The sequence below is a fragment of the Amycolatopsis japonica genome (assembly GCF_000732925.1).
Lineage (GTDB): Bacteria > Actinomycetota > Actinomycetes > Mycobacteriales > Pseudonocardiaceae > Amycolatopsis > Amycolatopsis japonica.
This window is the reverse complement of sequence record NZ_CP008953.1, coordinates 1966240-1980110: the sequence shown is the minus strand read 5'-3', so window position 1 is coordinate 1980110 and position 13871 is coordinate 1966240. Positions and strand designations below refer to the sequence as shown.

The window sequence follows — 13871 nt, the reverse complement described above, 5'->3', positions numbered from 1 at the left end:
CTATAGGGCGTCCGAGCCGCGCTCGCCGGTACGTACCCGGATGACCGTCTCCACCGGCGTCACCCAGATCTTCCCGTCACCGATCTTGCCGGTGTGGGCGGCCGTGGTGATCGCGTCGAGGACCTTCTCGACGTTGGAATCGTCGGTGACGACCTCGACCCGCAGCTTCGCCACGAAGTCCACGGAGTACTCGGCACCCCGGTAGACCTCGGTGTGGCCCTTCTGCCTGCCGTAGCCCTGTACCTCACTGACCGTCATGCCGAGCACGCCCAGCTGCTCCAGCGAGGAGCGGACGTCGTCGAGCGTGAACGGCTTGACGATCGCGGTGATCAGCTTCATGCCTTGCTCTCCTCGAGTTTCGTGGCCGCTGTTCCGGTGGACGTCTTGACCGGGATGGAGCTCGGCTGGCCGAGGCCGCCGCCCGAACCGGTGAAGTCGTACGCGCTCTCCGCGTGCTGGGCCTCATCGATACCACTGACCTCGTCCTCCGCGCTGACGCGGAAGCCGCCGAGCTTCTTGATCACCCAGCCGATGACGAAGGTCAGCACGAACGAGTAGCCGAGGACCACGGCCGCCGCGAGCGCCTGCTTGCCCAGCTGGCCGAGGCCGCCACCGTAGAAGAGGCCGTCGACGCCGAGCGAGTTGACGCTGGTGGTGCCGAAGAAGCCGATGAGCAGCGTGCCGACGAGACCACCCACGAGGTGGACGCCGACGACGTCGAGGGAGTCGTCGAAACCGAAGCGGAATTTGAGGCTGATCGCCAGGGCGCACAGGGCCCCGGCGATGAGACCGATGGCGATGGCGCCCAGCGGGCTGACGAAACCCGCCGCCGGGGTGATCGCGACGAGACCCGCGACGGCACCGGAAGCGGCGCCGAGGGTGGTCGGCTTGCCGACCTTGATCTGCTCGATGATCAGCCAGCCGAGCACGGCGGCCGCGGTCGCGACGGTGGTGTTGGTGAACGCGACGGCGGCGAGGTCGTTGGCGGCCAGGGCCGAACCGGCGTTGAAGCCGTACCAGCCGAACCACAGCAGCGCGGCGCCCAGGAGCACGAACGGCACGTTGTGCGGACGTCCGGTGCCCTTCGGCCAGCCCTTGCGCTTGCCGAGCACGATCGCGAGCGCGAGACCCGCCGCACCGGCGTTGATGTGGACCGCGGTACCGCCGGCGAAGTCGAGCGCCTTGAGCTGGTTGGCGATCCAGCCGCCGACGGAATCGGCGCTGATGAAGCCGTTGAACGAGAACACCCAGTGCGCGACCGGGAAGTACACGATGGTCACCCACACCGCGACGAACAGCGTCCAGCCCCAGAACTTGGCGCGGTCGGCGATGGCACCGGAGATCAGCGCGGGCGTGATGATCGCGAACATCAGCTGGAACATCACGAAGGCGAACAGCGGCAGCGCGTCCGCGCCGGGCCAGGCGACCTCAGGCGTGGTGCTGGTCGCGGCGGTCGCGAATCCGGCGAGCTTGCCGGAGATGGTCGAGAGACCCGCGAAGTCGAAGTTCCCGAGCAACCCGCCGCCCACGTCGTTGCCGAAGGCCATCGTGAAGCCGTACAGCGTCCAAAGGACACCGACTACGGCGAGCGCGATGAAGTTCATCATCAACATGTTCAGAACGCTCTTCGCGCGGACCATGCCGCCGTAGAAGAACGCCAATCCCGGTGTCATGAGCATGACCAGCGCGGCGCTGATCAACACCCATGCGGTGTCTCCTGCGTTCAGCACAATCTTCCTCCCGTGCCTGGGGTGTACTGCGCAGGAATCTTTGGACCGGGGTGTTTCCTCGGGCGGCGATTCAGGTTTCACCCGCGTGAACTGTCGGTGCGGCGTTGTTACGGCCAGGTTTCCACTGACCTGGTGCGTTCTGTCCGGTTGCGAAACCTCGTGGTCGAATAGGGACATGAACGCGCGTGTATCCGGCCATGACCCTCTGCCACCGGCGATCGTCCGGTCGTTGCGGTGTTCGGTCTGCGGTGACCCGGTCGGGGTAACCGAGCGCACGGTGCGTTGCGATCGAGTCCACTCGTTCGACGTGGCGAAGCAGGGTTACGTCAACCTTCTGCATGCGCGCATCCCGGCGGGCACCGCGGACACGGCGCCGATGGTCGCGGCCCGTGTCGATCTCCTCTCATCGGGCGTTTACCTGCCGCTCGCCGACGCCCTCGCGAAAGTGGCTTCGGAACACATCGAGGACGGGATGGTCATCGACGCCGGCGCGGGCACGGGCTACTACCTCGCGCACGTGCTCGACGCCGTCCCCGCCGCCTACGGGCTGGCGCTCGACGTCTCCGCCGTCGCCTTGCGCCGGGCCGCTCGCGCGCACCCGCGCGCGGGCGCGGCCGTGTGGAATCTCTGGGAGCCGTGGCCTGTGGCGGACTCGAGCGCGTCGCTGATCCTCAACGTCTTCGCGCCGCGCAACGCCCCGCAGTTCCACCGCGTCCTGACCGAGGACGGGCTGCTGGTCGTCGCGACGCCGAACCCCGGTCACCTCCGGGAACTGGGCGACCTGGTGATCTCCGTCGACGGCAGCAAGGACGCGCGGCTGGAGGACACCCTCGGCGAACGCTTCACCCGGGTGGACCGGCACGAGGTCACCCAGCAGGTGGCGTTGGAGCCCGACCGGATCCGTCAGGTGGTGGAGATGGGCCCGAGCGCACATCATCTCCACCGCGACGGCAGGCGTGAACGCCTCGACGCGATCACCGGATCGGTGGACGTCACCACTTCGTTCAGTGTCACGCTGTACCGGCCGGTGTCCTGATGGAGGCACCCGCGACACTGCTCGCCGACGCCGCCTGGGTCAGCGCCCGCATCGGCGGCGCCGCGAAGCTCTACGGCTGCTCACGGCCCGAAGTGCTCGGCACGATCTGGTGGTACTCGCTCTCCTCCGTCCTCGTCGCTCCTTCGGTGGAATCCCTCGTCCGCGGCGAACCCTTGGACCCGTCACTCGACGCCGTCACGATCGACCTCGTCCCGGACGGCCGTTTCACCGGAGCCAGGTCTTCCCGGGCCCTCGACGGCGGCCTGGCCGAACTCGGTGCCGCGTTCGCCGGAACGCTGAGCACCGCGATCGGCACGATTTCGGCTGTCACCAAAGCGAATCCGCGTGCACTGGGCGCGATCGCGACGGATTCCATCGGCAACCGCCTGCTGTGGACCGGCGACACCGAACGGGCGATCGCGCTGGCGGCACCGCTCGTGGCCGCGATCGGGCTCGGGCTGCCGGAGCCGCGGTTCTCCCGGGTCGGGCGGAACACCGTGGTGCGCCGTGCTTCCTGTTGCCTGATCTACGAAGCCGGCAATCCGAAGTGCACCAGTTGCCCTCGGCAGACCCCGGAAGAACGGGATCGGCGACTGCGCGCCGCACTCGGTTAGCGCGCGGTTTCTTTACGGGACAAGGCGAATGTCGGTGAGCAAAGACGTGACTCGCGTGATCGGGGACGTGACTCGCGTGACTGAATGCCGCACTCGCGAGTTCCGCCTCTGATCACGCGAGTTCCGCCTTCGATCACGTGAGTGCGGTCTCGCGTGGGAATCCCGCCTCATCCGGCGGCGAGATTCTCACCGGTCAACGCGGCCACCATCGCCGCCCGCGAGCCGACCCCCAGTTTGGTGAAGATCCGGCGCATATGCGCGGAAACCGTGTTCAGGCTGATTTCCAGTACGCCGGCGATCTGCTTGTTCGTATAGCCGCGACCGACCATGCGCGCCACCTCGTGCTCGCGCGGGCTGAGCAGGTCGTGCGGTTCCGGCGCCACCGGAACGAGCAGGCATCTGACGCCGTGTTCGGTGACGTCGAGCAGCGGTTTCCGCTGTACGGCGCCCCCGTCGTTCAGTTCCATGACACGTCTGACGAGTGATCTCGCCAGCTTTCGTACGGCTTCGTCCTCCGTGACGACCGTCGCCCGCTGCCGCGCGACGTCGTGTAGCGATGGAGCAGGAAATCCCATCACCGGGCTCGTGGACATAGACCGGCCTCCCCCCTCTAGGTCTCCCTCCTTCTCTAGCAAACCCCTCCGACAGGAAAAGCGCATCGTCGGTTTGTGTGACAAGTACGAACTAGTCGATTCATGTCACGCAAGAACGTGTGACTACCGGTGCCCCCGGGTGCGCGGGCAGTGTCGGGTGAGTGCTCACCGACGCACCGCGCCGGCGATCGCGGATTTTCACCGGAGCAGAGGAGAACGGTTATGAGCCGTGGCTATGCGGCAGTGGACGGCGAGCTGGAAGACGAGCTGAGCCGTGAACTCGAGGCCGAGTTCGAAAACGAACTCGAGGACGAACTGGAAGGCGAATTCGAGGACGAGGACGAGTTCGAAGACGAGCTCGGCGGCCTGGCCCGGGAGCTCGAAGACGAGCTGGAGGACGAGGTCTACGGCGAGTACGAGGACGAAGACGAATTCGAGTCCGAGTTCGAGGCCGTCGTCCGCGAACTCGAGGACGAGTTCGAACTGGAATCCGAGGACGAGGACTTCACGCATCCGGCGCGCCGGGTCTATCCCGACGCCGAGATGATGGCGCAACTGGCCTTCCAGGCCGAGAACGCCGAGACCGAGGACGAGGCGGAGGCCTTCCTCGGCGCGCTCGCGCCGCTGGCGTTCCAGGCGGCGAAATGGGCGGCGCCGAAGATCATCAAGCACGGTCCGCAGCTGATCCGCGGCGCGGTCAACCTCGGGCGCAAGCTGTGGCGGAACCCGGCGACCCGCCGCGCCGTCCGGCACATCCCGAAGATCATCGGCCGCACCGCACGCGACGTCGGGCGCCGGTACGCCGACGGCCGTCCGATCAACGCCCGGTACATCACGCGCAGGCTGGTCGGCCACACCGTGAACAGCACGCAGAACGCGCCCGCGAACCGCCGGAACCAGCAGCAGCGCCGCCGCGGCCGTCCCCAGCAGCGCCGCCGTCGTCCCGCCGCCCGCGGCGGGCGCCGGACGCAGTCCCGGGGCCGGGCGGGCGCCGCCCGTCGTGGCAAGGCGCGCGGCCGTGCGCGCCGCCGCTGAGGCACCGCCCGCGGCATCCGGTGAATCGGCCTCGTCCACCGGGTTCCGGCGGGCGAGGCCGTCCGGGGACGACGATCTGACGGCTTGGGTGCTGTCCCAGGCGACCAACGTGGAACGGCATCTGGAGGCGCTGCGGCCGTTCCGCTGGTCGGAGTTCGGTGACCCGGCCACCGGCCCGAGCCGGGCGCATCTCGCGGCGGTCAACCGGACGATGGCGACCTTGCGGAAGCCGTTGTACTCCGCGACCCGTGCGGTTCGCCGTGCCGCGGACGAGGCGGTGGAACGGCCGGCACGCGCCGAACTCGCCCGGCTGCTGCGGGCGAAATCCCGGGCACAGCGCTGGGTCAAGACCACCGAAGGGGTCTGGGACTTCTACCTGGATCTGTTCAACCAGCGGCAAGGCGCGTTCGCCCCGTGGCTGGTGGCGTGCGACCGGGTGGCGCTCGACTGCTATCAGTACGCCTACCTCGGGATCGGGCGCTGGCGGTCGATCCCGACCCCGCCACCGTTCTGCTACCTGCGCACCGGATCCGGCCCGGCCACCTCGCGCCGCGGGATTCCCCTGCGACGGCTGGGGAACAGGCTCAATCCGTTTCCGCTGATCCAGCTTCCGTACCACCGGCTGGTGAACCCGTGGACGCTCGGCGCGGTCCTGCACGAGGTGAGCCACAACCTGCAGAACGACCTCGGCATCGCCAGGGCGATCCCGCTGCAGGTGGCGGCGAGGCTCGTCGAAGCGGGGGTGCCGCGGGAGGTGACCGGCGTCTGGGTCAGGTGGAACCGGGAGACGTTCGCCGATCTGTCCGCGCTGCTGCTGGGTGGCCCGGCGGTCGTCGGTTCGCTGTTCGACGTCATCGGGCGCACCGAACTCGAAACGACGGGATTCACCCCGCGCGCGGTGCACCCGGTGCCGTATCTCCGCGCGAAGATCTCAGTGGAGCTGTTGCGCCGCATGGGTTTCACCCGGCACGCGGAGTCGTACGCGGCGATGTGGCACAAGCTGTACCCGCGGGCGAAGCTGGTGAACGCGCCACCGGCGCTGCTGAGGACGGCGGACAAGGCGATCCCCGTGGTGGTGGACGCGATGTGCTTCACGTCGTTCCCCTCGCTGGGCCACCGTCCCCTGGCGAAGGTGCTGCGGTTCGAAGCCAAAGAACAAGCGATGATCGAAGAAGCCGCCGGCAGGCTGGCCGACGGGGTCTCCCCCGGCGTCGTGCCGGAACGGTTCCTGATCGGCGCGGTCCGGTTCGCGCTCGACGAACGGATGGCCCCGCCGAAACGGCTTTTCGGCTTCTTCATGGAAGAGCTCGGCAGGAGGGCGAGATGACGCTCGACACCGAATTCTCCCGGCTGGGCAAGGAAGTGAACCAGGTGGCCGCGTGCTGGCGGGCCTTGGAGATCAGCGTCGCCGAAGACCGGCCCGCCGGCGTCGGGCTGGCCGCGGCGGATCATCTCGCCGAGGTCGTCCTCGACGGCACCGGAGAGGTCGAGGCGGCCACGCGCGCGACGCAGGGCCCGGTGAGCGCGGAGTCGTTGCACACCACGGCGTCGTCGCTGCTGAACCTGCGGCGGCGCGTGGACGGACAGTGCCGTTCGCATCACGCGGTCTCCGGGCTGCTGCGCGCGGTGCACGGACGGGAACAGGAATGGCGGGGCTGGGCGAAGAGCTTCCACGCCGGGGTGGACCAGTGCGCCGCCGCCTTGTCCTCGGCGGAGGACGTGATGGTGCGGTGCTGGCGTGAAGCAGTGGAACTGGCCGAATTCAAGGGATGTGGGGCGACCCGATGACGATCAACGACGACCGCGGCGCGACGTTGCCGCGCGCACAGGACATCGACAGCGCGTATCCGCTGTCGACCGGGCAGTACCCACCGCAGGCGGCGGCCCCCGGCAAACTCGCCGAACAGACGATCAGCGACATGCTCGGCTGGAAGTGGCGCGAAGGCGACACCAAAGGATTCGTGGCCGCGCTGACCGGCAGTTTCGAACTGAACGAGGTCCAAGGCCGCACCGAGGCGAAATGGACTCCGCGCGGATACGCGATCCAGGCCGACCTCGGCGCCGTCACCGGCGGCCAGGCCTCGCTCGCGGCGAGGGCCAGGAGCGCGGTGAAGGACTCGCTGGCGCTACTCGATTCGCTCCGTCCACTGAGGACGGACGCGGATCCCGAGAACGCGGAGGGTTTCCGCGCGCTCGTCCGGCACGACCTCGAACAGATCCGGCAGGAGCTGGAGAGCCCGCTGATCCGCGTGGCGCGGGTCGATCAGCTCTTCCTGCTGCTGCTCGGCAACGGCGGCCTCGCGGTCGGCGCCGGGGACCGTACACAAGGACACCTCGGCCAGCTGCGGGACGAGTTCGGCCTGGTCTCGGGCAAGGTCAACACGATCGAAGAGGAACGGATCCAGACCTCCTTCATCACGCTGACGGATTGGGTGGTCTCGTTGTTCAGGGGCTGGCAGGACGCACGCGACAAGATCGACCCGTTCTCGCAACCGGCCGGCGGCCAGCCGTTCTTCGGTCCCGCCGTGGTCGCTCTTTCCCGGCTGCTGTCCGCGACCGCGTCGCAGGTCGACGAGGTGGTCGCGATGCTGCGGTCGGTGTTCGTCCAGCAGGAAGACCTCGAAGTGCTCCGCGTCCCCGATCCACAGGGCGGGACCATGTCGCTCGGCGGGCTGCTTCGCTGGATCCGCGAGTTCGCCACCTTCGAGGGCGGCAAGCTGATCGAGTCGGCGGGCAAGGAAGGTGTCGGCACGTCGTTCCTGCAGATCGCGAAGCGGCTGCAGCGGATCGTGGCGAACCTTCCCCGGCAGAGCACCGGCGGTCCGAACGGCGACGTGCCGGGCAACTTCCGCGCGTCGCTTCCCCCGGGATTCTTCAGCTCCCGTGTGCAGCGGGCCATCGACGAACTCGACGACCATCTCCAGGAGGTCGTCCGGATCGCCGAGCCGATCGGGCGGGACGGCTCGCCGTCGTCGTCCGACCCGAATCCGCCCGCGCCGCCCACCCCGCAGCTCACCCCGCCGCCCGGCCGGACGCCGGCGGTGCCCTCGGTCGCCGAACTCCGCGAGGGGCACGGCGCCGGAGAAGGCCAGACACCACCCGAGGCGGAGGAACCGCCGAAACCCCGGACCACGCGCAAGCGGCCCGGGCAGTAGCCGGACCCGTACGGGAGGAAGACGATGGGCACGGAAAAGGAATACCGGGAACTCTTCGACCGGGTCGCGGCCTTGCGCGGCCAGGTCGCCGGGAAGCTCGCGAACGAACTGGGCAGCGATCCGAAACTCGGCGACGCGGTCCTCAAACAGCTGGACGACATGCTCACCGCCGTCGAGGCGGAACAGCGGGGCAAACCGGGGCCGGCGGACGGCGGGATCGCGCAGCTCGTCGGGCTCGGCGACGGTTCGGCCACGGACCTCGGCGCGACGGCGATGCCACCGGGTGTCGACGCCTACGACGAGACCGTCGCCTCGGAACGGGTCATCGCGGTCGGCGATCTGTACTACCTGTACCAGCACGAACGGATCGGCGTGTTCCGCGTGGTGCAGAAACTGCAGGAGCTGTTCCAGGGCGGCGCCATCCGGCTTTCGGACGGCCCCGGCGCGTTCGGCCTGTACCGGTTCGACCGGCGGGACGTCCTGCGCTACACCAGGCGGGATCGCGTCAGCGCGTACCGGCGCGTGCTCGGCTACGGCAAGGGGCTCGGCTCGGCGAACTCGCGGCCGAACACCGATTTCCACCAGCTGTTCACCCAGTTCAGCAACCAGGTCGCCTTGTTCTGGCGGGACAAGCGGATCTCCGACGTCGTCCGCGAACGCGCGTACGACCCGAGTTTCGGCAGTGTGGCGGTCGTCCGGCGCAGCGGTCTCGACCTGCGGAACAACCTGAAGTTCACCTCGTACGGTCACCTGAACGTGCTGCGGGTCGAGGTCATGCAACTGCTGACCGAGGCGTTCAAGATCCTCGGTTCGGAGGACGTGCTGGACCTGTTCGGCGCGGCCAACGCTTGGGACACCGTGGACGAGGTGCTGATCCGCTACTTCGACCAGCGACTGGTGTCCTCGCCGCGCCAACGGATGGCGGTCACCGGACGTCAGGTGCTGCGCTGGCTCGCGGCGCCGCACATCCTCGAGACCACCCGGTCGGAATTCGAGGCGTTGCTGCTCGAAATCGCGGAGCCCGCCGAGGAGTGGCTTACCTCGGCCCAGTCCCTGCGGCTGGCCGACCGGACGAACTCGCGAGAGGTCCTGCCGATCGATCGGCAGCGGCCCGCCGGGGTCGCGGTGTCGCGTGAACCGCGTCCGGTCACCCCGCGCCGGAACGGTCACCGTCCCGGCACCGTGATCACGCTGGACCGCAAGTAGCCACGTGCTGGGAACGATGGCCACGGAGTGGGACGCGAGGTAGCGTCGGGCGCGATGAGTGAACGCACCTGGGGCTTCCGCACCCGCGCCCTGCACGCGGGCGGGACGCCCGATCCGGCGACCGGCGCCCGCGCCGTGCCCATCTACCAGACCACGAGCTTCGTCTTCGAGGACGCGGCCGACGCGGCGAACCTGTTCGCGCTGCAGAAGTACGGCAACATCTACAGCCGCATCGGCAACCCGACGGTCGCGGCCTTCGAGGAACGCTTGGCCAGCCTCGAAGGCGCGATCGGCGGGGTCGCGACCAGCAGCGGCCAGGCGGCGGAGTTCCTGACGTTCTCCGCCCTCGCCGAGGCGGGCGACCACATCGTCTCGGCGGGCGGGCTCTACGGCGGCACGGTCACGCAACTCACCGGGACGCTGCGCCGCTTCGGGATCGAGACGACCTTCGTCAGCGGAGACCGCATCGAGGACTACGCGGCCGCCATCACCGACCGGACGAAGCTGCTTTTCACCGAGGTCATCGGCAATCCCGGCGGCGGGATCGCCGACATCGCCGGGCTGGCGGAGCTCGCGCACGCACACGACATCCCGCTGGTCGTCGACGCCACCTTGGCGACGCCGTACCTGTGCCGCCCGATCGAGCACGGCGCGGACATCGTGCTGCATTCGGCGACGAAGTTCCTCGGCGGGCACGGGACCACCCTGGGCGGGGTGGTCGTCGAGTCCGGGAAGTTCGACTGGGGCAACGGGAAGTTCCCCCGGATGACCGAGACCGTCGAGAGCTACGGCGGCCTGAAGTACTGGGAGAACTTCGGCGAGTACGCCTTCTGCACCCGGCTTCGCGCCGAGCAGTTGCGCGACATCGGCGCCGTTCTCTCGCCGCACTCGGCCTTCCTCCTGCTGCAAGGGGTCGAGACGCTGCCGCAGCGGATGGACGCCCACGTCGCCAACGCGCGGGCCGTCGCGGAGTACCTCGCGAACGACAGCCGGGTGGCGTGGGTGAACTACGCGGGACTGCCGGATCACCCGCACCACGATCGCGCGAAGAAGTACCTGCCCGCCGGGCCTGGCGCCGTGTTCTCCTTCGGCGTCGACGGCGGCCGCACCGCCGGGGAGACGTTCGTGAACTCGGTCGAGCTGCTGTCGCATCTGGCGAACGTCGGGGACGCGCGGACGCTGGTCATCCATCCGGCGTCCACCACCCATCAGCAGCTCTCCGAGGATCAGCTGCGTTCGGCCGGGGTGGGCGCGGACCTGATCCGCCTGTCGGTCGGGCTGGAGGACGTCGACGACATCCTGTGGGATCTCGATCAGGCGCTCGGCAAGGCGGTGGCGGGATGACCTACGACGCCGGCGCGGTCGAGCGGCGCCGCATCCTCTCGCGGACGAGGTCGGTGACCATCGTCGGCGCTTCGAACAATCCCGCGCGGCCGAGCTACTTCGTCGCGACGTACCTGCTGTCCTCCAGCAAGTACGAGGTCAACTTCGTGAACCCGCGGCTGGACGAACTCCTCGGACGGCCGGTGTACCCGTCACTGGCCGACGTGCCCGGCGAGACCGACCTGGTCAGCGTGTTCCGCAAGCACGACGACCTCCCCGGCGTGGCCGAGGAGGTCGTCGAGGCCGGAGCGCGCACGCTCTGGCTTCAGTTGGGCCTGTGGCACGAGCCCGTCGCAGACCTCGCCAAGGAGGCGGGGCTGGACGTGGTGATGAACCGCTGCGTGAAGATCGAGCACGCCCGGTTCGCCGGTGGGCTCCACCTCGCCGGGTTCAACACCGGCGTGATCAGCTCACGTCGCCAGTCCGCCCCCTGACCAGGGCCCGCCCGGCCCGTGAGAGGGTGGCGGCATGGCCAAACCGACGCCGCTGCAGCTCAGGAACATCGTCATGGCACTGCTCATGGCGGGTGCCCTGGTGTGGAACCTGTCCATCGGCGGCGCTTGGTGGCTCACCGCGATCTTCTCGGTCGGTATCGTCCTTTCGCTGTTCTCCGCGTACCTGAACCGGCCCGGCGCCCGTCCCTGACCCCGCATTTCGTCCTCTAAACGCGGTAGTTCTCGATGCCAACTACCGCATTCAGAGGACGAAATGCGTCAGGAGCGAGCCGCCTCGAAACGCGAAGCGACGTCGGCGCGGCCACGCTCCGAAAGCGCGCCGAAGAGACGTAGGCGCGCCATCCCGCCGTCGGGATAGATGTCGAGACGGACTTCGGTCACCTCGGGGCCCTCGGCGAGGGCGAACCGGTGCCGCGTGTCCGGCTGCAACCGCGTCTTGGGCAGCAGCTCGACCCATTCGCCGTCGCCGTCCCGGCCGCTCAGCGCGGCCCAGCCCGGTGCGTTGCCCTTGAGGTTGCTGTTGTCGAACTCGGCGAACCGGACGACGCCCGCGCCGGCGAGGCGCACCGTGACCCAGTCGTTCCCGTCGTCCCGGCGCCGCGCGGTCTCCCAGCCCTCGGCCTGATGCGCGGCGAGTCCCGGCGAGAAGAGGTTGTTGGGCGAGGAATAGAACATGTTGCTGCACCCGGTGACCACCGCGCCGTTCTCCAGCGCGGCGAGGTCGAGCGCGCCGAGGTCGAGCAGGTGCGGATCCGGGATGGGTGTGCCGTGCACCCGCAGCCGGGCCACGCCGCCGTCCGGATGCATGGTCAGCCGGACGTGCGTGTAGCGCTTGCTCCCGCCGATCTCGAAGTAGTTCTCCGTGTGTCCCGCTGCCGCGCCGCGTTTCACCAGCACGTCCCAGTCCGCTTCGGCGACTTCGGCCGCGCTGGGATAGCCGTCGACGGCGCACGCTTCGACCGAGACGAACGGCGGGTAGTTGCCCTTGAAGAACGCGGTGTCCACGATGACACCGGTGATCGCGCCCGCCAGGCCCAGCCGGATCACCGCCTGGTCGTCGCCGGGCTCGCGGTGCCGCCGGGTCTCCCAGCCGTCGTAGACCTGCCCCTTGGGGCCGAAGGTCTCCGTCTGATGCGCGGGCACCCAGGGATTGACCAGGTTCTCCTTCTCGGCGAACAACTCGTCCGTCGCCCACATCACGGTCCCGCCGAACTTACGCGAAGCCAGGTCGGGCAGGGCTGTCCACTCAGGACGGTCGTTCACGGCATCCTCCATCTCAGCAATCACCCCGGGTCAGCAGAACGCCTGCCGGGTCTTCACCGGTGATCTCCTCGCCCCGCAACCACGTGCTCCGGACGACACCGGCCAGCGGCCGTCCGTGGTAGGCGCTGACCGGGTTGCGGTGCTTCAATTTCGCGACGTCGACGACGAAAGCCTCGTCGGGTGCGAACACACTGAAGTCGGCGTCGTAGCCCGGCGCGAGGTGCCCCTTGCGGCGCATCCCTGCCTGCGCTGCCGGATGTTCGGCCATCCAGCGGACGACGTCGGTGAGCGCGAACCCCCGCTGCCGCGCCTGGGTCCAGACGGCGGGCAGGCCGAGCTGCAGGCCGGCGATCCCGCCCCAGGCGAGCCCGAAATCGCCGCTGTCGAAGCGTTTCAGCTCCGGCGTGCACGGCGAATGGTCGGTCACCACGCAGTCGATGACGCCGTCCGCGAGGCCCTTCCACAGCAGTTCGCGGTTCCCGGCCTCGCGGATCGGCGGGCAGCATTTGAACTGCGTGGCGCCGTCGCCGATCTCCTCCGCGGTGAAACTCAGGTAGTGCGGGCAGGTCTCGGCGGTCAGCCGGACGCCGTCGCGCCGCGCGCTCTCGACCATCGGCAGCGCGTCCGAGGACGACAGATGCAGGATGTGCGCGCGGACGCCCGTCTTCCTCGCCAGTTCGATCACCTGCGCGATCGCCACGTTCTCCGCGCCACGCGGCCGCGAGTGCAGGAAGTCTTCGTATTTCTCGCCATGCGGGTCGGGCGCGTGATCGATCGCGTCGGAATCCTCCGCGTGCACGATGATCATGCCGTCGAACGTCCGCAGTTCGGTCATCGCCTCTTCGAGCCCACGCGCGTCCAGCGGCGGGAACTCGTCGACGCCGGAATGCAGCAGGAAGGACTTGAACCCGAAGACGCCCGCCTCGTGCAGGCCGCGCAGGTCCGCGAGATTGCCGGGGATCGCGCCACCCCAGAACCCGACGTCGACGTGCACGCGCCCCTCGGCGGTCTTGCGCTTCACCTCCAGCGACGCGACGTCGACCGTCGGCGGCAGACTGTTCAGCGGCATGTCCACGATCGTGGTGACCCCGCCCGCCGCGGCCGCGCGGGTCGCCGAGGCGAAACCCTCCCATTCGGTGCGGCCCGGGTCGTTGACGTGCACGTGGGTGTCAACGAGCCCCGGCAGCAGCACGACGTCATCACCGAGTTCGAGTACCCGATCGCCGTCCAGACCGGCTCCGGCGGGCTCCACCGCGACGATGCGGCCGCCGTCGACACCGATGGTCGCGGGTACCTCTCCGGCGGCCGTCACTGCTCGGGCGGCGTTGATCACCAAGTCCATCAAAAAGCCTCCAACTTCCACTCAGTGGAATCGAGGTTTCGCACTCCGACATTAACTCC

Annotated in this window: 15 protein-coding genes; 10 read left to right on the top strand and 5 right to left on the bottom strand. The window is 68.9% G+C overall.

The features are described from left to right. Nucleotides 1–339: a P-II family nitrogen regulator gene (locus AJAP_RS09675; RefSeq protein WP_038509839.1), complete on the bottom strand. Its 339-nt coding sequence runs from the start codon at nucleotides 337–339 to the stop codon at nucleotides 1–3. Beyond that, nucleotides 336–1730, bottom strand: coding sequence for an ammonium transporter (locus AJAP_RS09670; RefSeq protein ID WP_051972393.1), 1395 nt, complete (start codon nucleotides 1728–1730; stop codon nucleotides 336–338). Before AJAP_RS09670 ends, AJAP_RS09675 begins: the two co-directional genes overlap by 4 nt. A gap of 175 nt (nucleotides 1731–1905) precedes the next feature. Between AJAP_RS09670 and AJAP_RS09665 the strand changes: the two genes are divergently transcribed. Together AJAP_RS09665 and AJAP_RS09660 are read left to right on the top strand one after the other, a co-directional pair. Continuing rightward, complete coding sequence (locus tag AJAP_RS09665) at nucleotides 1906–2766, top strand: putative RNA methyltransferase (RefSeq protein WP_063777798.1); 861 nt, start codon at nucleotides 1906–1908, stop codon at nucleotides 2764–2766. Continuing rightward, nucleotides 2766–3380 (top strand): (2Fe-2S)-binding protein, encoded by a 615-nt coding sequence (locus AJAP_RS09660; protein WP_038509836.1) that lies wholly within the window; start codon nucleotides 2766–2768, stop codon nucleotides 3378–3380. The genes AJAP_RS09665 and AJAP_RS09660 overlap by 1 nt, the downstream gene beginning before the upstream one ends. Nucleotides 3381–3547: 167 nt before the next feature. Here AJAP_RS09660 and AJAP_RS09655 read toward each other — a convergent pair whose 3' ends face one another. Then, nucleotides 3548–3847: a helix-turn-helix domain-containing protein gene (locus AJAP_RS09655; protein WP_228694901.1), complete on the bottom strand. Its 300-nt coding sequence runs from the start codon at nucleotides 3845–3847 to the stop codon at nucleotides 3548–3550. Between the two features lie 348 nt (nucleotides 3848–4195). Between AJAP_RS09655 and AJAP_RS44060 the strand changes: the two genes are divergently transcribed. The 8 genes from AJAP_RS44060 to AJAP_RS44335 are packed head-to-tail and all read left to right on the top strand — an operon-like array spanning nucleotide 4196 to nucleotide 11397. Continuing rightward, nucleotides 4196–5008 carry a hypothetical protein gene (locus AJAP_RS44060; RefSeq protein WP_038509831.1) on the top strand — a complete coding sequence of 271 codons (813 nt, stop codon included), beginning with the start codon at nucleotides 4196–4198 and terminating at the stop codon, nucleotides 5006–5008. Then, nucleotides 4992–6335 carry a hypothetical protein gene (locus AJAP_RS09645; protein ID WP_038522728.1) on the top strand — a complete coding sequence of 448 codons (1344 nt, stop codon included), beginning with the start codon at nucleotides 4992–4994 and terminating at the stop codon, nucleotides 6333–6335. Before AJAP_RS44060 ends, AJAP_RS09645 begins: the two co-directional genes overlap by 17 nt. Further along, nucleotides 6332–6796, top strand: coding sequence for a hypothetical protein (locus AJAP_RS09640; RefSeq protein WP_038509828.1), 465 nt, complete (start codon nucleotides 6332–6334; stop codon nucleotides 6794–6796). Before AJAP_RS09645 ends, AJAP_RS09640 begins: the two co-directional genes overlap by 4 nt. Continuing rightward, the gene (locus AJAP_RS09635) at nucleotides 6793–8163 is read left to right on the top strand and encodes a hypothetical protein (protein WP_038522725.1); all 1371 of its coding nucleotides are present in this window, start codon (nucleotides 6793–6795) and stop codon (nucleotides 8161–8163) included. Before AJAP_RS09640 ends, AJAP_RS09635 begins: the two co-directional genes overlap by 4 nt. A 24-nt stretch (nucleotides 8164–8187) precedes the next feature. Then, complete coding sequence (locus AJAP_RS09630; protein WP_038509827.1) at nucleotides 8188–9369, top strand: hypothetical protein; 1182 nt, start codon at nucleotides 8188–8190, stop codon at nucleotides 9367–9369. Nucleotides 9370–9423: 54 nt separating this feature from the next. Beyond that, nucleotides 9424–10713 (top strand): O-acetylhomoserine aminocarboxypropyltransferase/cysteine synthase family protein, encoded by a 1290-nt coding sequence (locus AJAP_RS09625; RefSeq protein WP_038509824.1) that lies wholly within the window; start codon nucleotides 9424–9426, stop codon nucleotides 10711–10713. After that, nucleotides 10710–11186 (top strand): CoA-binding protein, encoded by a 477-nt coding sequence (locus tag AJAP_RS09620; RefSeq protein WP_038509822.1) that lies wholly within the window; start codon nucleotides 10710–10712, stop codon nucleotides 11184–11186. The genes AJAP_RS09625 and AJAP_RS09620 overlap by 4 nt, the downstream gene beginning before the upstream one ends. 34 nt (nucleotides 11187–11220) lie before the next feature. Continuing rightward, complete coding sequence (locus AJAP_RS44335; protein ID WP_162836896.1) at nucleotides 11221–11397, top strand: hypothetical protein; 177 nt, start codon at nucleotides 11221–11223, stop codon at nucleotides 11395–11397. Between the two features lie 68 nt (nucleotides 11398–11465). Here AJAP_RS44335 and alc read toward each other — a convergent pair whose 3' ends face one another. Together alc and allB are read right to left on the bottom strand one after the other, a co-directional pair. Then, nucleotides 11466–12482 carry an allantoicase gene (gene alc / locus AJAP_RS09615; protein ID WP_038509820.1) on the bottom strand — a complete coding sequence of 339 codons (1017 nt, stop codon included), beginning with the start codon at nucleotides 12480–12482 and terminating at the stop codon, nucleotides 11466–11468. Between the two features lies 1 nt (nucleotide 12483). After that, complete coding sequence (gene allB, locus AJAP_RS09610; protein WP_038509819.1) at nucleotides 12484–13812, bottom strand: allantoinase AllB; 1329 nt, start codon at nucleotides 13810–13812, stop codon at nucleotides 12484–12486. Nucleotides 13813–13871: the final 59 nt, after the last annotated feature.